The following is a 21,221-nucleotide window of genomic DNA, read 5'->3' as shown; positions in this document are numbered from 1 at the left end:
GCTGGGTAGGGGTTTTGGGGCGTGGATCGTCTTACCAGTCGTCGTCATCGCGTTGGTTTCCCCCTCCGCGACCGACAAAGGCCGGGCCGCTGCGACGGCCCGGCCTGTAGCACGGGCGGCAGGGACGCCGCCTTGCTCAAACCCGCCCTTCCTCCTCGAAAGGATCCATAGCCTCGATGGTTCAGATCAGCAAGCACTGGCTGGCACTGCTGCCCGCCGCCGTTCTCGTTGCCGCCTGTGGTGTCAGCGAGGGTCCCAACCAGTCCGCGCCCAAGCCCGCCATCGGTGCGTTCGGTCTGGACCGCTCGGCGGCCGATCCGGCCGTGCCGGCCGGCGACGATTTCTTCGCCCATGCCGGCGGCAAATGGCTGTCGAGCTTCCAGATTCCGGAGGACCGCACGTCCTACGGCCCGTTCGTGAAAATCGCCGACGACATCGAAGTTCAGTTGCGCTCGTTGATCGAGGCCGCCGTCGCCGCGCCCGGCGCGCAAGGTTCGGCGTCTCAGCAGGTGGGGGACTATTACGCGAGCTTCATGGATGAGGCCGGCATCGAGAAGGCGGGGCTCGAGCCCATCGCGGCGGATCTGTCGCGCATCCAGGCCGCGAAGGACAAGAAGGACATCGCCACTTTGTTCGGCACCACGGGCATGCCGTCGGTGTTCAAGATCTTCGCCACACCCGATGCGAAGCGTCCCGACAAGTATTCGCTGGAGATCGGCCAGTCGGGTCTGGGCTTGCCCAATCGCGACTATTATTTGAAGGACGATGCCAAGCTGAAGGAAGTGCGCGGGCAGTATCTCGCCTATATCGAACAGATGCTGACGCTCGGCGGCGTGAGCGATGCGGCGGCCAAGGCCAAGGCGATCCTCGCATTCGAAACATCGCTCGCTCAGGTTTACTGGCCCATCGAGCGGCTGCGCGACGCGGACGCCACCTACAATCCTTACACCAAGGCGCAGCTGCTGGCCTATGCGCCGGGCTTCGATTGGCAGGCTTATTTGCAAGCGAAGGAAATCCCGACGCGTGAGAACTTCGTGTTGGGCCCCACGACCGCCATTCGCGACGCGGCTCAACTCGTCAATCGCGCTTCGCTGGATACGTTGCAGGCCTACCTCACGTTTCACACGCTGAACAATCAGGCCGCCTATCTGCCCAAGCGATTCGACGACGCGCAGTTCGCGTTCAACGGCAAGGTCGTCAGAGGCCAGCCGGTACAGCGCGATCGTTGGAAGCGCGCGATCGCCGAGGCGAACAAAGGCGTCGGTGAGCTGGTCGGGCGCATGTACGTCGAGAAACACTTTCCGCCCGAGTCGAAAGCGAAGATGCAGGCGCTGGTCGCGAACCTGCGCGCGTCGTTGAAAGAGCGATTGGAGCAGTCGAGCTGGCTCGGCGACGACACCCGCAAGCGTGCGCTCGAGAAGCTCGGCACGTTCGTGACCAAGATCGGTTATCCCGATGAATGGAAGGACTACTCAGGTCTCGAGGTCCGTCGCGGCGACGTGATCGGCAACATCAAGCGTGCGCAGCTGTGGGATTGGCGGCGGGACATCGCGCGGCTCGATCAGCCTGTCGATCGCAATGAGTGGTACATGACGCCGCAGCGGGTGAACGCTTACTACAATCCGCTGAACAACGAGATCGTCTTCCCGGCCGCCATCCTGCAGCCGCCGTTCTTCGATCCGAACGCGGACGACGCGGTGAATTACGGTGGCATCGGTGCGGTGATCGGACACGAGATCGGCCACGGCTTCGACGACCAGGGCCGCAAGTTCGCCGCCGACGGCAGTCTCGAGGACTGGTGGACCGAGGCGGACGCCGCCGCGTTTACCGAACAGACCAAGAAGCTGATCGCGCAGTATTCGTCGTTCGAAGCGCTGCCGGGATTGAACGTCAACGGTGCGATCACCATCGGCGAGAACATCGGCGATCTGGGCGGGCTCAGCATGTCCTTGCATGCGTACAAGCTGTCGTTGCACGGCAAGCCGGCACCGGTCATCGACGGGCTCACGGGCGAGCAACGCTTCTTCCTGTCGTGGGCGCAGATCTGGCGTGCCAAGTACCGCGACGAGGCGCTGCGTGTGCAGGTGTTGTCGGATCCACACAGCCCCTCGAAGTTCCGCGTGAACGGAGCGGTGCGTAACATGGATGAGTGGTACCAGGCGTTCGACATCAAGCCCACGGACAAGCTGTACCTGCCGCCCGACCAGCGCGTGAAGATCTGGTGAGACGAGCGGGGCGCCCCGTCCCCCCAGTCTCCCCGCGAAAATAAAGTCCTGCCCCCGGTGAGCATTGGTTGTAATGTCACCGGGGTATGGATGACTCCCTGGACACTTGGTTCGCGCGCGAGATTCTCGTGCACGAGGAGTCATTGGTGCGCTACCTGGCGCGCTCCTGGCCCAAGCCGGATGAGGTCCACGACCTCCGCCAGGACATCTATGTGCGCGTTTATGAGTCGGCCCTGAGAGCGCGGCCGGCGGCACCCAAAGCCTTCCTGTTCACGACCGCCCGCAATCTCATGACGGATCGGGTGCGCCGGGGACGCATCGTCTCCATCGAGGCCACCGGCGATATCGACGCCTTGAACCTGCTCGTCGATGAAGCCTCTCCCGAACGCCGCACCGGCGCCCGCCAGGAGTTGCAGCGGATGGCGCATGCATTCGACTCTTTGCCGCCGAAGTGCCGCGAGGTCGTCTGGCTGCGCCGGGTCGAAGAGCTCTCGACGCGCGACACGGCCGACCGCATGGGCGTCAATCACGGCACCATCGAGAAACATCTGGCACGCGGCATGGAACTGCTCGCGAACTTTCTGTTTGGCGGCATGCAGGGCCGGAGCGCCCCGACCAAGCCACCGGAGGACGAGTCGAAGCAGCGTGAGTACGAGCATGGACAGCAATAACGATAGTGAAAAAACCGCGGCGGTTTGGCTCGCGAGGCGCGTCGGCGAAGGCTGGACCGACGCCGATGAGTCGTCGTTCAACGAATGGTTGCAGGCGTCGACGCGGAATCGTGTGGCGTTCATTCGAGTCAATGCAGCCTGGCAGGAGGCGGGGCGACTGAAGGCGTTGGGGGCGGGCTTGCCGAGTGGGACGGTGCCGGGGACCGGAGAGTGGCAGTTGACGCCGTTTTTCGATGCCGCGTCGACGGCAGCGGCGGCGAGCGATGCGTCGCCGGTGCGGCCGACAGCCGATGCGAGCGGCTCGGGTCAATCTGCTCCAGCGGCGAGGCGAAGCCGAGCGCCGCGTTGGCAGGCGATGGCGGCATGCGCGCTGCTGAGCGTGCTGACGATTGGCTGGTTTCTTTGGCCCGCCGGCCCGTCGTATCACACGCCGGTCGGCGGCGTCGCGCGCGTGCCGATAGCGGACGGCTCGAACGTCACGCTCAATACCGACAGCCGCATTCGAATCGTCCTCTCCGATACCGAACGCCACGTGGATATCGAGCGCGGCGAAGCGTTCTTCGAAGTCGCGAAGGACGCGACCCGGCCGTTCGTCGTCAGCGCCGGCAACAAGCGGGTCATTGCGGTCGGCACTAAATTCTCAGTGCGACGTGAGGGCGACGATGTTCATGTGGTCGTCACGGAAGGGCGCGTGCGTGTCGAAGACAATCGCGCGGCTTCGGCGCCACCGACACAGCTCGCCGCTGGCAACGTCGCGACGGCGAGCCCCGCCGGCGTCCTGGTACAACAGAAGCCCCTGCCGGAGGCTGAGGAATATCTGAGCTGGCGCTCCGGCTATCTGGTCTTTAGAGATCGTGCGCTGGCCGAGGCCGTCACCGAATTCAATCGTTACAACACACGACAACTCGTGATCGGCGATCCTTCGCTGGCAACCTTGCGCATCGGTGGCAACTTCCGAGCCACCAATGTCGATGGCTTCGCACGGTTGCTGGAACAGGGCTATCCGGTTCGTATCGAGCGACGCGACGACGTGTTGTCGATCGAGCCCGAAGCGCATTGATCGACGACGCGCACCGGTGGCTTTGTCGAATTCATTCGTCCCGGTAGATAGCGGCCGACCTATCAGAGCCGCCCTGGGGAGGATGAAATGTTGAAGTCCGTACTGCCACGATCCATCGCGCTGTTCCTTGCCTGTTCCACCGTGTTGAGCGCGCACGCCGCCGAGCCGGGGCGTCTCGACATTCCCGCGGGTGAGTTGGTTACAGCGCTCGAAGCGCTCGCCAAGCAATCCGGTGCCGAGCTCATGTACAACCCGGAGCAGCTGAAAGGTTTCAGCACCCGGGGCATCCACGGCAATCTGTCCCTGCAGGACGCGGTGACCAGGCTGCTCGAAGGCACGCCGCTCAAGTTGAGCATCGATGAGACCGGCGCCATGTTGATCGCCCCGGTGCGCGAACAAACGACGCCAAAGGAGCCGACCGCCGCGCTCGGCGACCGGCCGGTCGTTCTCGATGAGATCGTCGTCACCGGATCGAACATTCGTGGCGCGGCGGCCGAAAGCTCGCCGGTGCGAATCTATGGCCGCGAAGACATCATCGCCTCGGGCGCGTCGACCGCTCAGGAATTCGTCAATCGCTTGCCGCAGAATTTCGGTGGCGGCTCCACGGAAACACTCTCATGGGGCGCGCCCGGCGACGACAACGCAAGCTTCAATGGCGCGACCTCCGGCACTGCCGGCACAGGCGTGAATCTGCGTGGCCTGGGCTCGGGCAGCACACTGGTGTTGCTCAACGGTCAGCGAATCGCACCATCGTCAGGCATCGGTGACTTCGTCGATATCTCGATGATTCCGGCCTCGGCAATCGAGCGAGTGGAAGTGCTCTCCGATGGCGCCTCGTCAATCTATGGCGGTGATGCCGTTTCCGGCGTCGTGAACTTCATCCTGCGTGATAAATACGACGGCATCGAAGCCAGCCTGCGCTATGGCACCGTGACCGAGGGCGATCAGGACGAATATCGCGCCAGCATCACGGCGGGTACGAGCTGGGACAGCGGCAACGCATTGCTCGTGTATGAGTATTTCGATCAGGGCGCATTGAGCGCGGCGGATCGCGATTTCTCGCGTGGCGCGCCTCTGCCGAACGACCTGATGCCGGCACAGCGACGTAACAGCGTGCTCGCGTCGGGCGCCCAGCAGCTGACCGACGATCTGAAACTATCGAGCAGCATCGTCTATTCCGAACGCAAAGCCGTCCAGAACTTCTACAACCCGGCGGCGAATCGATTTCACTCCGAGCCGACCTCGGAGAACTTGAACAGCTCGATCGATCTGTCCTGGCGCGTGGGCGGTTCGTGGTACGTGGATCTGTCCGGCGCCTACAGCTACGTGAATGGCGAGACGGACACGACCGGCACGACGGGGCCACGCAAGCGCAAGATCGAATCCGATATCTGGACCACGGATCTCAGAGCCTCGGGCCCCGTGCTCACCTTGCCGGGCGGCCAGTTGATGCTGGCGTTGGGCGGTCACTATCGCGAAGAAGGCTTCAGCAACACCAACGTCATCAGCGGTGTGACGGATCGGGATGCCGATCGTCGAGCCAACGCGTTCTATGGCGAAGCATTGGTGCCGGTGATCGGTCCCGCCAACGCGCTGCCGGGCGTGCAACGCCTGGAACTGAATGTCTCGGGCCGCCGCGATGACTACGACGACTTTGGCTCGACCACCAACGAGAAAGTCGGTGTGCTGTGGCAACCGGTGGAATCGCTGAAACTGCGCGGCTCTTACAGCACCTCATTCAATCCGCCGCCGTTGGGCCGCGTGGGCGCGGTGGACCTCGGCGCCTTGTCGGCGCGGACTTCCTACACGAACGGCATATTCAATCTCACGCCGGGCGATCCGTCCATCGCGGATGTCGTTGCATTGACTGTGTTCGGCACTGGCAAGGATCTCGAAGCGGAGACCTCCAAGGCCTGGACCGCGGGGCTGGATTTCAACGATCGCTGGGGCCGTCACGACGTGTCGTTCTCGGTCAACTGGTTCGACATCGAGTTTTCCAACCGACTCGCGACCACGCCGGTGCCGGTGACCAACAACGCGTACGACGCGCCGAATCAGGCGTTCAACAATCCCAGTCTGTTTCCATCGGGCACGGTGATCTTCAATCCCTCGCAGGGTCAGATCGCCGATCTGCTGGCCAGCCTGTACTCGTTGAATCAGTTGGCCGATCCGTACCAGGCGCAGATCATCAACGTGGCCGGCGTGCTGCGTAACTTGAGCGAGACCTACGTCAGCGGCCTGGATTTCGTGGTGAACTATGGCGCCGATGCCGGCGCGGGCTACTTGTCGCTCGGGCTCGATGCCACTTACTTGCTGACGTACGACCAGCGCGCCGCGTCCAACACGCCGCTGGTCAACAAAATGAACTCGCTCTACAACCCGATCGATCTGAAATTGCGGGGGCGGGTGGGATATCGCGTCGCCGCGGTGACCGCCAATCTGTACTTGAACTATCAGGACGACTATCGCATCGACGACACGGCGGGTTCGGCGCACATCAGCTCGTGGACCACGATCGATCTGAACCTCGCGTACGACATGGATACCCTGGGACTGCGCCTGTCGGCCTTCAATCTGCTCGACAAGAACCCGCCCAAGACCCTGAGCAATGTGGGCTTCGGCATCTATGGGTTCGATCCCGCCAACGCGTCGCCTCGCAATCGCTTCATCGCGGTCGAGCTGACCAAGCGTTTCAAGTAACCGTCGATTCGAACCTCGGGCTCGCGCGGCAACGATGCCGCGTGGTCTGAATCAACCCGGACGTCGTCATGAAATCCATTCTGGTGAGCTTGCTTCGACCCGCCGGCGTGAGGACGAAGCGCGCGCAGTCTCGCATCGCTCCGGCGCTGCTGCGTGCGTTTGGTTTGTGGATTGGCCTGGCCGCGATGCTCGCGCACGCGGAAGGCGGGCGCGCCTTCACCATTGACGATCTGCTGGGCATCGAAGCGATTCGAAGCGCGCAGTTCGATCCGCTCGGCCGGTATGTCGTTTATGAATATCTGCCGCCGCGAAGCGACCCCGCCGGCCGCGGTCGAGTCAATTCACACGGCGAGGAACAGTCGAAGCTGTTCCTCTACGACGTGGAGAACGGCGGGCAACCGCGACCGCTGTTCGAAGCGACGGGATCGGATGGCTATTCGCTTCGAGGCATCTCGCCGGATGGCGCCTTCATCCTGTATGCCCGGTCTTCGGCGGACCGGTTGACCTATGGCGCATTGGAAGTCGCGTCGGGACAGCGTCGAGAGTTTCGAGGCACACCCGACTGCCATTTCACGCATGCCCCGCAGCGGCCGGTGTGGGTGTCACCGCGCGAAGCTGTCTATGCGCTGAGTCCGGACGGACGGCAATCGGCGTCCTGTTCCGGGCGCGCGCTTCCACCGGGCGAGCTGCAGCGTTCGTGGCAGACGTCGCACACGGGCCTGGATGCAACCGTCAGCGTGCTCGGCAGCGGGAGTTACAAGTCGATCCACGATCAGCCGAGAAACAAAGGTCAGCTGGTCCTGGTGGACGTGCTGACCGGGCACATGCGGACGCTGGCCGAGGGAAATTTCGTTTCCTGGTTTCTCTCGCCCGATCGTACCGCCGTCGCTGCAGTTCGAATCCAACCGGCGTCGCTCGACGCGGCCATTCCCATCGATGAACACACGTTCGCCCGCGGTTCCAACAAGCAGCTGATGCTCTACGACGTGCGCTCGGCTCAGGCACGTTCCCTCTGCGATGCATGCGGCGATGTCGCTCCGACCGGCGTGGCATGGTCGGCGAGCGGACGGCGGATTGGCTTCGTCGCACGATCTGCCAACGCGAGCTGGCGGGAAGCTGGGATCTGGAGCTTCGATGGCAAGACCGGTGTCACACGGCAGGTTGCGACTCGTGACTTGAAGTTGTCCATGCACACGAACGCCTTTCCGCTCGGGCCCAAGTGGGCGTGGAGAGGCGAGGAGATTGCGGCGCTCGGAACGTCGGCTTCATCGAATGAGGAGCGCTGGTATCTGGTGGGGGATCGTGTCGCCAAGGAGGTGCCGCCTCCCTCAGGAAGTGAGATTGCGCCGGCCACGAGAACGGCGGTGCTGGCCGCTGCGACTGCCGCGTCCACAGGCAACGTGATCGCAGCGTTGGACACACGCGCGCAGTTGACTCTCGCGCAGGAGACATCCGGCGTGGGAACACTCACCCTGATGAGGCCGTCGCAGCCGCCAGTGACATTGGCCACCGTGAACCGACCTCTGGCCGAGATCGATCGAGGCCCGCTGATTCGATTGGAACATCGTGGCCCCAACGGCGCGGCGCTGGCTTCGTGGCTGCTGTTGCCGCCGTCAGCGGACAAGCGGCGTCCGGTGCCCATGGTCTGCGATGTTTATCCCAGCCGGAACAATCAAACGAACTTCACCGTCGGGCCGAGCATCGCAGATCGCAACGATCTGAACGGCTACATGCTCGCCTCGCACGGTTACGCCGTGCTGTATCCGGGGATGCCGCTCAGTGGCACCGAAGGACGAAGAGAGCCGGCGGAGGGCCTGGCGGCACTGTTGATGAGCGCGGTCGACGCGGCAGTGGCCACAGGCTATATCGATGGCGACAACATCGCCGTTCAAGGCCAGAGCAATGGCGGCTTCGCCACGGTGACCATCCTCACACAGACGAATCGCTTCAAGGCCGCCGTGGCGCAAGCCGGGATTTACGATCTCTTCAGCGCTTATGGCAAGTTCAACGCTGCCGAGACGGTGAGTGCCGAAGCCGAAGGCCCCGCTTTGAACGGCGCCGCCTGGTTGGAACTCGGACAGGCGGGCGTCGGTGAGCTGCCATGGACCGCCCCGGAGCGTTACCTTCGCAACAGTCCGTTACTGGGCGTGGCGCGTATCGAAACGCCGGTGATGATAGTGCACGGTGATCTCGACCCGATCACGAACATCGCCCAGTCGGAGGAACTGTTCACGGCGCTGTACCGCTTGAACAAGCCGGCGGTGTTCGTCCGCTATTGGGGCGAAGGCCATCTGCTGTTCAACCCGGAGAACATTCGAGACAAGTGGCGCCGGGTATTCGAGTGGTACGACGCGCGGATTGGGGCGGGGCGTGCGCACTGACAGTGCCGGCTTTTGACGGGTCAATCGTATCTAGACGAACGAGCCGCGCCGATCCCTGAGTGACGCGACCAAAATCCATGGATTCGTCCATCCGACGCCAACTGCCTGTATTTCCAGGATGGGTTACAGGTATCTTGCGGGCGTGAACGAAGCGCTCAATGACTGGTTCGCCCGCGAGATTCTGGTGCACGAGGCCGCCCTCGTGCGTTATCTCAGCCGGACCTGGCCGAATCGCGACGAGATCCACGACCTGCGCCAGGAGACCTACATTCGGGTGTACGAGGCCGCGCAGAAGGCGTTGCCCTATGCCGCGAAGTCCTTCCTGTTCACGACGGCTCGACACTTGATGGCCGACCGGCTGCGCCGGGGCCGGATCGTTTCCATGGAGGCAGTCGGGGATCTGGACACATTAAACGTCCCGATTGCGGAGGCTTCCCCCGAGCAACGCTTGAACGCCCGCCAGGAGCTCATGCAACTGGCGCGTGCCTTCAGCATCCTGCCGCCGAAGTGTCGCGAAGTGGTGTGGCTGCGGCGGGTGGATGAGCTGTCGCAGAAGGAAGTGGCGAGCCGCTTGAGCATCAGCGAGAAGACGGTCGAGAGTCACGTGATGAAGGGCACGCGACTGCTGGCCGATGCGCTGTTCAGCCGGAAGACACGTAACAAACAAACGGATGGCAATGAGGCTATCGATATCGAAGAGGACTCCGCGCATGGACAGCAGGCAGATTGAAGAGCTGGCCAGCCAGTGGCTGGCTCGACGCGACGGTGCCGACTGGAGCGATGGCAACCAGGCGGAGCTGCAGGCGTGGTTGAATCGATCCACCGCGCATCTGGTGGCGTTCGTGCGTCTGGAAGCTGCCTGGAAACAGGCGAAGCGGCTCAAGGCATTGAGCAACGGCGTGCCGCCGGGTGAAGTACCCGCGCCGGAGCAGTGGCAGCTCACTCGATTCTTCGACAAGGGCGGGATGATCGAGCAGCGGCCGCGATCTCCAGCGCGCGGCCAAGGACGACTGTTGATGCGAGTGGCGGCGAGCGTGCTGCTGGCCGTCGTGGGTGCCATCGTCTGGTACGTCAGCGCCGTTCGCCCCGATCACAGCACGCCGGTGGGAGGCGTCGCGTCGGTGCCAATGAGCGATGGCTCGAAGGTGACGCTCAATACGGACAGTCAGATCCGCATCGCTGTCACCGAGACCGAGCGAGGCGTGGAGCTGCAGCGGGGCGAGGCATTCTTCGAAGTCGCGAAAGACCCGAGTCGACCCTTCGTCGTCACCGCCGGCGGCAAGCGAGTCATCGCGGTGGGTACGGCTTTCTCGGTCCGTCGTAACGGCAACGACGTGCAGGTCGCAATCACCGAAGGCCGCGTGCGCATCGAGGACGCGAATGAGCGTCAGCCGGTGAAGGGAGGCGTCGACGAAAAGCTGTTGACGCTGGCCGCCGGCAGCGTCGCGCGCGCCACCGACGACGGCGTGCTCGTGCAGGACAAACCGGTTCCCGAGATCGAAAGCGACTTGAGCTGGCGCACCGGCTACTTGATCTTTCGCGACGTGGCGCTGGCCGATGCCGTCGCGGAGTTCAATCGCTACACCGATCGCAAGCTCGTCATCGACGATCCGGCGGTTGCGACCATCCGCTTGAGCGGCAAGTTCCGCTCGACCCAGTTCGATGCCTTCGTGCGGTTGCTGGAACAGGGCTTTCCGGTGCGCGCCGAGCGTGCCGACGATCGCATCGTGCTGGTGAGCAGTCGTCATCCGCAATAGTCGCGACACTCAGGGATTTTGTTGTCCGGGTCGTCACGGTACCCCGATGGCCACACACATAGAGCCACTGGGGAGTCGTGAAGTGCTGAAGACCTCGAAGTTGAAATCAACGATCGCTGCATTACTGGTGTCGGCGTCGCTGGCCGGCGCCGCGCTGGCGGATGCGCAGCGATTGGATATTCCAGCCGGCAGTTTGCTCGGTGCGCTGGAAACATTGGCGAAGCAGGCCAACGTCGATCTGGTGTATCAGGACGAGCAGGTCAAGGGTCTGAAGACCAAAGGCGTGAGCGGCGAGCTGTCCGCCAATGAAGCGGTGATCAAATTGCTCGAGGGCACGCCGCTGACCGTGCGCCGTGACCCCGAGTCAGGTGCGATTCTGATTACGCCGCGTAGCTCGAGCGGCCCGGAGCACGAAGATACGACGAGTTCCTTGCGCGGTCAGATCGATGAGATCGTCGTGACCGGCACCAACATTCGCGGCGTGTCCAATCCGACCGTGCCGATCATTCAATACGATCGCTCGGACATCGAATACTCCGGCTCGCGAACCGCGCAGGATTTCCTGCAGACCATCCCACAGAACTTTGCCGGCAACTCTTCGCTCTACAGTGGACGCGCCATCAATCCGTTCAAGTCGGTCACCAACAACAGCGGCAGCTCGGGCGTCGATCTGCGCGGTCTCGGTGCCGGCTCGACGCTCACGTTGTTGAACGGCCGGCGCATTCCCGCCACCGAGACCGGGCAGTTCGTCGACGTGTCGACGCTGCCGCTGGCCATCATCGATCGCATCGACGTGCAGACCGACGGCGCTTCGGCCATTTACGGCTCGGATGCCATCGGCGGCGTGATCAACTTCGTCACTCGCCGGGACTTCACCGGGCTCGAAGTGAGCGGTAGCGCGGGCTCGGTCACCTCGGGCGGCAAGCAGGACTATCAAGGAAACATCGTCGGCGGCTTCGGCTGGGGGTCGGGCAGCGCCGTGCTCAACCTCGGCTACACCGATACCGGCAAGCTGGCGATGGCGGACCGTCCGTTCATCGGCCAGAGCGACTACGGCACGCTGGCCGGCGGCGACATTCTCCCCGACGAAGAATTGTGGAGCGGCTACGCGTCGATTGCCCAGGACCTGGGCGAGCGTACGTCGTTCACCATCGATGCGCTGTATACGCAACGGGATCACACGTCCACCACGTCCATGTACAACCGCGTCCAGCATCGCGTCTTCAGCATCGACAACTACTTCGTCACGGCGCAGCTCAACAGCGACCTCACGGACGATTGGAACGTCGGCGTGTATGCCGACTATGGCGCCAACTCGCTGGAGGAGAGCCAGAACCGCGTGCTCAACACCGGACAGAACTTCAACCTGTTTCTGTTCGAGAACGACATTCTCACGCTCGAAGGGCGGGTGAGCGGCAAGCTGTTCGATATTTACGGCGGCAAGGTCAGCGTCGCGCTCGGGGCTTCCTACCGCGAAGAGGGCTATCGCGATGCCAGTCCGCCGAACGGGCGGTTCGATCCCGACATCACGCGTCGTGTGAAGGCAGCGTACGGCGAAGTCATGGTGCCGTTCGTCGGCGTGGACAACGAGGTGCCGTTCGTTCGGCAATTGCAGCTGAGTGTCGCCGGGCGCTACGAGGAGTACAGCGATTTCGGCACGACGTTCAATCCGCGCTATGGTTTGTTTTGGGAGCCGGTTGAGGGTTTGGGCGTTCGCGCTTCGTACTCCGAGTCCTTTCGCGCACCGCCGCTCTATAGCATAGGCAATCGTCCGCAGCTGGCGATCCTCGGCATGCGCGATCCGCTCTACACCGGCACGCCGGATCCTCGCCTGGCGCCCGGGACGGTCTATGCGGCGGCGATTTACGGAGCCAACAGTCTCGACGGCTTGACCGAGGAGACGGCGGACAGCGTCACGCTGGGTTTGACGTTCGAGCCGCGCTCGCTGCCGGGATTGAGCGCGGAGCTGTCGTACTTCGAAGTGAGCTATAAAGATCGGATTCAATTCGTTTCGCCGGATCTGGCCGCGGGCAATCCTGCTTACGAGAACTTGATCGACCGCTCACCCGATCCGGCGTACATCCAGAGTCTGATCGACCGCGCCATGACGGATGACTCTCTGCTGTTCTATTCGGGCGTGTTCGACATCAACGGCAATCAATTGCCGGTGGTCGCCTCGGACGTACAGGTGTTCTTCGACACGGGCACGCGCAATCTCTCGATCGTGGACGTGCGCGGCATGGATCTGAGCGCGAAGTACAGCCTGGACACCTCGTTCGGTCGGTGGAGCTTCGGCTTCAACGGCTCGTTGCTGATGGATTACAAAACCGCCTTGTCGCCGCAGGCCGCACCCGTCGAAGGAGTCGATCAGATCTATCGGCCGGTCGAGTTCAAGGCGCGCGGCACGGTGGCATGGAGTCAGGCGGACTTCACCGTGTTCACGGCGCTCAACTACATCGACAACTACACCGATACATTGAGCGATCCGATGCACCCGGTCGGCATCGCGAGCTGGACCACGGTCGACCTGACGTTGAGTTATGGCGACACGAACAATCACCGCAACGATTGGCTCGACCGGACTCGCCTGAGCCTGACGGTGCAGAATCTGTTCGACAAAGATCCGCCGTATGCGAATACCGTGGACGGGTTGAACTTCGACAGCACCAATGCCAGTCCGCTCGGCCGGTTCGTGATCCTGAGATTCACCAAAGGGCTGCTGCAGTAGCCCGATTCGATCGGGGCGCGGCGTGATGCCGCGCCCCTTGCTTTTCCATCCTCTGCTTCGGAGCTGACATGAGACCAGTGCTTGCGGGGTTCGCTTGCGTCTTGAGTTTGTCGATGGTGTGTCTGGCGGCCAACGCCGAGCCAAAGCGCTCGTTCCTGTTCAAGGACAGTCGCGGCGAATTGGCCGATGCGCGCGCCAACGACAAGCGCAAGATCTCGTTGATCATCGCCTCCGCGAAAGGAATGAACGCGCGGGTGGCAGAAGAGGCGCGCCGGCTCGGCGGCGAGGTGCGCTATCGAGAAGATTCGGTCGACTATCTGCGAGTGGCAATCGCGCCGGACGCGGTCGAGGCGCTGGTTGCGTTTCCGCAGGTTCAAGCCGCCGATATTCAATCCAACAGCGATCTCCGCGCCGACATTCAACTGCCCACTGCCGACGATCCATCGAGTCCGCCTGCGACCGAGGTGCAATGGCTGCCGAAGGTCAGCGACTATCCGATCTCGAAGCCGTACTCGGCGTACGACGACCTCGACATCACCCGGTTGCTGGCTGAGTCGCCCACGTTCGACGGCCGAGGCGTGGTCATCGGTCATGTCGAGGGATTCGTCGATCTGCTGCGGCCGGAGTTTCAGCAGGCGCTGAGCCTCGATGGCAAGCCGGTGCCGAAAGTGCTCGACTATCTGACCGCGAGCGATCCGCTGGAGCAGGACGACACCTCCAACATTCGCCCCTGGGTGGCGATGAAGACGCAGGTGTCGGTGCGCGGTCGCAGCTTCGAGTTCAACGGCAAGCGGTTCAGTGCGCCGAAAGACGGCACGTTCCGGGTCGGCATGTTCGATGAGGGCGAGTTCTATCCCCGGCCGACGCGCTTCGATGTGAATCGCGACGGCGATCCCGAGGGCAGCAGTCGTTTGTTCGGCGTCCTGTGGGAGGAGAAGACCGGCACTGTCTGGGTCGACACCGATCAGGACGGCGACTTCAACGATGAAAAAGCCATGCGCGAGTTCGCGATTGCCCGCGACGTGGGCGTGTTCGGCAAGGACGACCCGAATACGGCCATCCGCGAGACCGTGGGTTTCACCGTCCAGGTCGACAAGCGCAATAAGTTCGTTGCCATTCTGTGCGCGTTCGGTGGTCACAGCAGCGCCGTTGCCGGCGCCGCGACCGCGAATGGTAAAGCGGTTCCAGACGGCCGCGTCTCGGGGATCGCGCCCAACGCACAGCTGATCTCCATCGATTACGGTTTCAGCACGGGCGGCGTGGTCGAAGGATTGATCGCCGCGTTCAAGGATCGCCGCGTCGACGTGGTGCTGTTCGAGCAATCGTTGTTCATCGACCAGTCCTATCGGCTGAAGGATGGCCGGTTCACGCCGACCCTCGTGATCGCGCGCCTGATCGACAAGTACAACAAGTTGTTTCTAGTGCCCGGCGACAATATGCCTGGATTGAATCGCGCGACGGACTACGGGGTCTCGGGCGCGGCGCTCGCGATCGGTGCGTACCAGAGCCAGGCGAACTATCTCAACAGCAATGGCATCGTGACCCGCAACAAGGACAATCTGCATTGGGTCGGCTCTTATGGTCCCGCGGGCAACGGCGCCATCCTGCCGGACGTGGTCGCTCCGACGTCCATCATCTCGCTCAGTGGCATCTTCAAGGATGACCCGATGCGAAACGTCCAGGGCCTGTTTCAGTTGCCGCCGGGTTACATGTTCTGCAGCGGTACCTCGTGTGCGACGCCGGTGGCGACTGGCACAGCGGCGTTGCTGATCAGTGCCGCCAAACAGCGTGGCGTGAAATACGACGCGCCACGATTGCGTCATGCGCTCACGATGAGCAGCCGGTACATGAGCGACATCGAAACGCATCAGCAGGGCAATGGGCTGCTGCAAGCCAAGGCGGCATGGGACCTGCTGCAGACACTCGATACATCGGCGCTGCCAGTCAACATTGTCAGCTCCGCGCCGGTGAAGACCGCGCTGAGCGGATGGCTCGAAACCCCGGATCAGGGCGTCGGTATCTTCGAGCGGGAAGGATGGAAGCCCGGCGATGCTGCTGAGCGAATCATCACCTTCAAGCGCACCGGTGGTCCCGCACGCCCGATGACGTTCCGCGTGTCCTGGCAAGGCGATGTTGAAACATACAAGAGTGCGGCGGAAGTGGTTCTGCCACTCAACCAGCCGGTCGCATTCCCGGTACAGATCTCGACCAAGGCGGAGGGCACGCACAGCGCGCTGCTGTCGCTGGATCACGAATCGATTCCGGGTCATGCGTATCGAGTGATGAACACGGTGGTGGCCGCCTCGTCGCTGGATGCGTCCAACGCATACACACTGACGCACAAAACCGATCTGCCGCGTCCGGGCAAGCATAGTTTCTTTGTGCATGTGCCCGCCGGCGCCGCCACGCTGAAGCTCGATTTCAAGGTGCCGGAAGGGGTCATGAAGCTGGTGTTCACGCCCGACAACCGGTTCGCTTTCGTACAAGCGTCCGACTACATCGTCGACCGGCCGGCGTCGGGCGTGTGGGAAGTGTTGCTCAGTGAAACCAGCGACATGAGAAAGTTCTCGCCGGGCTTGGCGCAGCCGGCACCACCCACGCCGACGACGATCACTGCGTCGCTGTTGAATGCCGGCGCGGACAGGATGAGCGTGAATCTGGGGCCGCTGCTGCCCGGCAAGTCGATCACGCGTGAGTTGAATATGGTCAATCGCGGCGCCAGTTTCACGGGCGGCTTGCTGACGGGCCCGATGGGCGGCGTCAGCCGAAAGACGGCGACGATTCGCGATCGCGAACAGCAGGTCCATGAGATCGACGTTCCCGCCGGCTCGACCCAATTGCGTGTGGATGTCGATGCGGGGCCGGCGGCCGACGTGGATCTGTATCTCTTCGATTGCACCGGGGATACCTGCGCGCCGGCGCGAAGCAGCCTCAATCAGGCGGGCAATGAAGCGGTGGTCGTGAACCTGCCCAGGGCAGGGCGGTGGAAGGCGATCATTGACGGCGCACGCATTGCCTCGGGTGGGGCCGAATACAAGTACAGCGACGTGATCTTCAACCCCCGGTACGGGACCATCGCAGTCACCGACGCGCCGGTTGAGCGTGCAATAGGCGCGCACTGGACGGCGTCCGCGAACGTCTGGCTGGCGCAGGCTTTGCCGGAGGGGCGCGAAGCCTATGGAGCGATCCTCATCGGCAGCGATCAGATTCGCGCCGCCGCTCGCTATCCTGGCAGCCCACCGCTGGCCGACTACAATCCGGATGCGTCCCAGAAGATCCAAGGGCCCGCGGCCGTGGGGACCATTGCGGTCGAGGTGACCGCGTCGCCCTGAGGCGATCCCCGCACTTTTCAGGGGCACTCAACCCGGCAAAAAATCAGGTGGCCATTTTGTTCCGGTCCACGCTCTACTGGGACGAGCCACAGCCAAGTTGAGTGCCCTTGTCCACGTCCGATAAGCAGGTTTTCGTCACTGCCGTCGAAAAGCAGCACGGCCAGAACCTGCGTCGCTATCTCGCCTCGCGGCTGCGTAACGCGGCCGCCGATCTTCCCGATCTGGTTCAGGAGGTGTTCCTGCGCCTGTTGCGCGTCGAGCAGCACGAAACCATCCGCAATCCCCAGGCCTACCTGATCACCATCGCGAGCCATGTCTTGCATCAGCATGCCCTGCGCCAAGCCGCCAATCCGGAGCCCACCGAAATGCTGGACGCGCTGTTCGAGATGCAGTCCGCCGTCGAAGACCCGGCGATGCAGCTCGAGACCCAGCAACGTGTCGCTCAGCTGGAGCAGGCGATGAGGCAACTCTCTCCCAAGGCGCGCTCGGTGCTGGTGCTGCATCGTCGCGACGGCTTCTCGCTCGAGGAGATCGCCTCGCACCTCGGGATGTCGCGCGGCATGGCCAAGAAATATCTGGCCCAGGCGCTGTCCCATTGCCGACAGCGCATGCCGGCGCAGGAGTAAGGAAACCCATGAGCAAGCAGGACCCAGTGGCGGGACGCAATGCGCAGATCATCGATGAGGCCGCGCAGTGGTTCGTCGAATTCAGTTGTGGCGACGACGATCGGAATGCGCGACGTGCGTTCGATGCCTGGCTGCGCAAGTCACCGGAGCACGTGCGCGCCTATCTGGAGATGTTTCCGCTGTGGCAGGACGCATCGAAAGTCGATGCGGCTCAGGCCACGAGCGCCGATGCGTTGATCGAGCTCGCCCGGGCCGGCGGCAATGTCGTGCCGTTGGAGCGAAGGATCGATCGTGTCCGGCCAGTGAAGCAGGGCAGGCCGTGGCTCATCGCGGCGGCCGCGGCGCTGCTGGTCTTTGTGATCGGGGCATTCGTGTGGTTGCAGGCCACCCGCGGCATGACCTACGAAACCGGCGTGGGAGAGCAGCGCGCGATCTCGTTGCCCGATGGCTCGATTGTCGAGATCAACGCCCGTTCGCGCGTGCGCGTGCGCTACGCCGAAGCGCGGCGGGATGTGATCCTGCTCGAAGGACAGGCGCTGTTCAAAGTCGAGAAGGACGCCGCCCGGCCTTTCGTCGTGTACAGCGGCGATACGCGCATTCGTGCCGTTGGTACGCAGTTCGACGTCGACCGGAGTCGTCGTGGCACCGTCGTCACGGTGCTCGAAGGTCGCGTTGCCGTGATCGCCGATCCGACGCAGGATGTTTCCACGACGCTTACTCCGGTGCTGGAGCCTACGTCCGGAACGTTTGTTTCCGCCGGTGAGCAAACCATCGTCCGCGAAAGCGCTCGTCCGCGCGCGTTACCCGTAAATGTCGAAGATGCCACGGCATGGCGCGAGCGGCGTCTGGTTTTCAGCGGGACACCGCTGACGGTCGTGGCGGAACAGTTCAATCGCTATAACGAACGACGTCTGCTGGTTCGCGATACCCGGCTCGACAGCTTTCTGGTGAGCGGCACGTTCTCATCGACCGATCCTGCCTCGCTGGTGCGGTTCCTGCGCGCGCAACTGGATCTGCGCGTCGAAGAATCGGCCTCCGGCATCGAGATTTTCTCCCACTGAAGTGACCACTTTTCGTTCACGCCTGCTCTACCCGTGCATGAAGTCGTCAGCATCTCGCTCGACGGCACTTGCAAGCCTGATACAAGGCTGGGGAGTTTTCATGCGCGTGACGGCGGTTGCTACAGCGATCTGTGTTTCCCTGGTGAGTCTTTCGGTCGCGCAGGAAGTGCGCGCGGCGATTCGCAAGCAGACTCATATTCCGGCGCAACCGCTGGAGCCCGCGCTCCAGGCGCTCGCCAGAGTCTGCGATCTGCAGGTGGTCTATCGCACCGAGATCGTCGGTCAGCGTTTGAGCGAAGGCGTGTCAGGCGATGTCACCGCTGACGAAGCTCTGCAGAAGATTCTCAGCGGCACCGGGCTCACGTACATGTATCTGGACGAGAAGACCGTCACCATCGTGCCGCCGTCCGCTCCTGCAACGGATTCACCGCGCGGCGACAGCGCACCGATCGAGCTTCAGGAGATCGTCGTCACCGGCAGCCACATTCGCGGCGCCGAGAGCTCTTCGCCTGTCGTCAAGCGCACGCAGGAACAAATGCTGGATGCCGGCCAGAATTCCTTGCGCGAAGTGTTACGCACGATTCCGCAGAATTTCAGCGGCGGCCAGAATCCCGGCACGGGCTTTGGCTTGGGTTCGACGGCGGCCGGTTCGGGCAATCTCACCGGCGCATCGACGCTGAACCTGCGCGGTGTCGGCAATCAAGCGACCTTGACGCTGTTGAATGGCCATCGCCTCGCTTATGCCTCCAGCAGCAACTCCGTCGATATTTCTTCGATTCCCTTCGGCGCCGTCGAGCGCATCGAGATCGTCGCCGATGGCAGCTCCGCGCTGTACGGTGCCGACGCGGTCGTGGGTGTCGCCAATATCATCCTGAAGCGGGACTACGACGGCCTGGATGCGAGCGCTCGCTTCGGCGTCTCGACTGAGGGCGGCAACGAGCAACAACAGTACGGACTCACGTCCGGCACGACGTGGGCTGGCGGCGGCATCCTGGTCGCGGCCGAGTATCAGAACACCAACGCCATCGAGGCCAGTCAGCGCAGTTATGCGAAGTACCGGGCGCCCGGTCTGGGCCTGATGCCGGAGCTCGAGAACCAGAGCGTGCTGGTCAGCGGTCACCAGCAGCTGGCATCGAACCTGTCGTTCGAGTTCGACGGCTTCTATGCCGAGCGCACGAGCTACTACACCTACGCGAACGATCTGCGTGGCAGTTATCTATTGAACGGCGGCAATCAGGATTCGCAGGCCGAGTCTTTCGTGCTCGCGCCCTCGCTGAAGCTGGAGCTGGGCGGTGATTGGCGAACGTCGCTGTCGACCATGGTTGGTCACGACTACGCCGACTTCTATCAGGAAGCCTATCTCAACAACGCCATCATTTCTGCGGCGACGATTGGCTTCAACAACAAGACAGCGTCGGTCGAGATCAACGCCGATGGCCCGCTGTTCGCGCTGCCGGCGGGCATGGTGCGGGCGGCGGTGGGTGGCGGTTATCGCGAGCAGGCGATGCGGCAGACCAACACCTTCGCCAAGGCAAAGGAGCAGGAGACTTACTTCGCGTTCGCCGAGTTGAATCTGCCGTTGTTCCAGACGCTCAGTGCGAGCGCCGCGGTTCGCTATGAAGACTACCCGGACATCGGCGACGTTACGACGCCCAAACTCGGCCTGATCTATTCACCCACGCCGGATTTCGATCTCAAGGCATCGTGGGGCCGCTCGTTTCGTGCGCCGAGCATCTATCAGACTTACGTCCAGGCCAACATCGTCGTGCGTCCCGCCTCGATTTACGGTGGCACTGGCTACCCGGCCAATGCCAGCGCGCTGTACATGCTGGTCGGCGGTCGTGAATTGAAACCCGAGCGCGCGAAGACCTGGTCGGCGACGCTGGACTTGCATCCGCGCGCCATCAGCAATCTGCAGGTGGAGTTGAGTTACTTCAACATCGACTACACCGATCGCATTCTCGCGCCCATCACGTATTCCGCGCGCTCGCTGAGCGATCCGATCTATCGAGATCTGGTGAATCTCTCGCCCTCGGATGGGGACAAAGCTGCCGCCATTGCCGCCGCGGTGGCGAGCGGTGGCACGTTCTTCAATCAGCTCGGTCGGCCCTACGATCCAGCGGACGTGGTCGCCATCATCGACAACCGCACGGCCAATGTCGCCGAACAAAACATTCGCGGCGTCGATGCGACGGTGGCGTATTCGTGGGACTTGCAAACCAGAGGCTCGCTGACGTTCACGGGCTACGCGAGCTACATGGACAGCAAGCAGAAGCTCAGCAGCCTGCAGCCGTATGTCGATCTGTCCGGTTCGGTGTTCAATCCACCGCATCTGCGCGGCAACGTCGGCGTGGTGTGGGGGCTGGACGCGCTGACGCTCAGTTCCTTCGTCAACTATGTCGGTGGAGTGCAGGACGTGCAGATCACGCCGAGCCGCGAGGTTTCGTCGATGACGACGCTGGATCTCACGGCGCGCTATCAGGTGCCGGACGGCCCCTCGCTGTTCCGGAACATCGAACTGATGCTGTCGATGCAAAACGTGTTCGACGCCCAGCCCGACTCGATCTACACCAGCAGCTCCATTTTCCATCCCTACGATTCCACCAATTACTCGCCAGTGGGGCGCTTCGTGCGCTTCGGCATTTCCAGGCATTGGTGAGGATGGTGTCGGCTCAATCGT

12 protein-coding genes are annotated in these 21,221 nt (G+C 62.8%); all 12 read left to right on the top strand.

What is annotated here, in order from left to right; translation table 11 throughout:
- Positions 1-176 precede the first annotated feature (176 nt).
- The 12 genes from EKO19_RS19595 (at position 177) to EKO19_RS19540 (ending at position 21,200) form a co-directional block, all read left to right on the top strand.
- A complete protein-coding gene (locus tag EKO19_RS19595) occupies positions 177-2,225 on the top strand; it encodes a M13 family metallopeptidase (RefSeq protein WP_129778127.1) in 2,049 nt (682 codons plus the stop codon).
- 86 nt (positions 2,226-2,311) lie between these two features.
- Positions 2,312-2,896, top strand: a complete 585-nt coding sequence (locus EKO19_RS19590) for an RNA polymerase sigma factor (RefSeq protein WP_129778126.1) — start codon at positions 2,312-2,314, stop codon at positions 2,894-2,896.
- Positions 2,883-3,956: a FecR family protein gene (locus tag EKO19_RS19585; RefSeq protein ID WP_129778125.1), complete on the top strand. Its 1,074-nt coding sequence runs from the start codon at positions 2,883-2,885 to the stop codon at positions 3,954-3,956. The genes EKO19_RS19590 and EKO19_RS19585 overlap by 14 nt, the downstream gene beginning before the upstream one ends.
- Positions 3,957-4,043: 87 nt before the next feature.
- Positions 4,044-6,656, top strand: a complete 2,613-nt coding sequence (locus tag EKO19_RS19580; RefSeq protein ID WP_129778124.1) for a TonB-dependent receptor — start codon at positions 4,044-4,046, stop codon at positions 6,654-6,656.
- 68 nt (positions 6,657-6,724) lie between these two features.
- On the top strand, positions 6,725-9,037 hold the full coding sequence (locus EKO19_RS19575) for a S9 family peptidase (RefSeq protein ID WP_129778123.1): 2,313 nt from the start codon (positions 6,725-6,727) through the stop codon (positions 9,035-9,037).
- A gap of 142 nt (positions 9,038-9,179) precedes the next feature.
- Entirely contained in the window at positions 9,180-9,767 is a 588-nt protein-coding gene (locus EKO19_RS19570; protein ID WP_129778542.1) for an RNA polymerase sigma factor, read from the top strand.
- Positions 9,748-10,794: a FecR family protein gene (locus tag EKO19_RS19565; protein ID WP_175597115.1), complete on the top strand. Its 1,047-nt coding sequence runs from the start codon at positions 9,748-9,750 to the stop codon at positions 10,792-10,794. The genes EKO19_RS19570 and EKO19_RS19565 overlap by 20 nt, the downstream gene beginning before the upstream one ends.
- A 46-nt stretch (positions 10,795-10,840) precedes the next feature.
- Positions 10,841-13,522, top strand: a complete 2,682-nt coding sequence (locus EKO19_RS19560) for a TonB-dependent receptor (RefSeq protein ID WP_129778121.1) — start codon at positions 10,841-10,843, stop codon at positions 13,520-13,522.
- Between the two features lie 68 nt (positions 13,523-13,590).
- Positions 13,591-16,854 (top strand): S8 family serine peptidase, encoded by a 3,264-nt coding sequence (locus EKO19_RS19555; RefSeq protein ID WP_129778120.1) that lies wholly within the window; start codon positions 13,591-13,593, stop codon positions 16,852-16,854.
- A gap of 107 nt (positions 16,855-16,961) precedes the next feature.
- Complete coding sequence (locus tag EKO19_RS19550) at positions 16,962-17,480, top strand: RNA polymerase sigma factor (RefSeq protein ID WP_157995342.1); 519 nt, start codon at positions 16,962-16,964, stop codon at positions 17,478-17,480.
- 8 nt (positions 17,481-17,488) lie between these two features.
- A complete protein-coding gene (locus EKO19_RS19545) occupies positions 17,489-18,541 on the top strand; it encodes a FecR family protein (protein ID WP_129778118.1) in 1,053 nt (350 codons plus the stop codon).
- Positions 18,542-18,641: 100 nt separating this feature from the next.
- Positions 18,642-21,200: a TonB-dependent receptor gene (locus EKO19_RS19540; RefSeq protein WP_175597114.1), complete on the top strand. Its 2,559-nt coding sequence runs from the start codon at positions 18,642-18,644 to the stop codon at positions 21,198-21,200.
- The last annotated feature ends 21 nt before the right edge of the window (positions 21,201-21,221 follow it).

Origin of the sequence: Peristeroidobacter soli (genome assembly GCF_004138485.1) — a bacterium.
Taxonomy (GTDB): Bacteria; Pseudomonadota; Gammaproteobacteria; order Steroidobacterales; family Steroidobacteraceae; genus Steroidobacter; species Steroidobacter soli.
The sequence above is the reverse complement of the archived record's forward strand: the minus strand, read 5'-3'. Positions and strand labels throughout refer to the sequence as shown.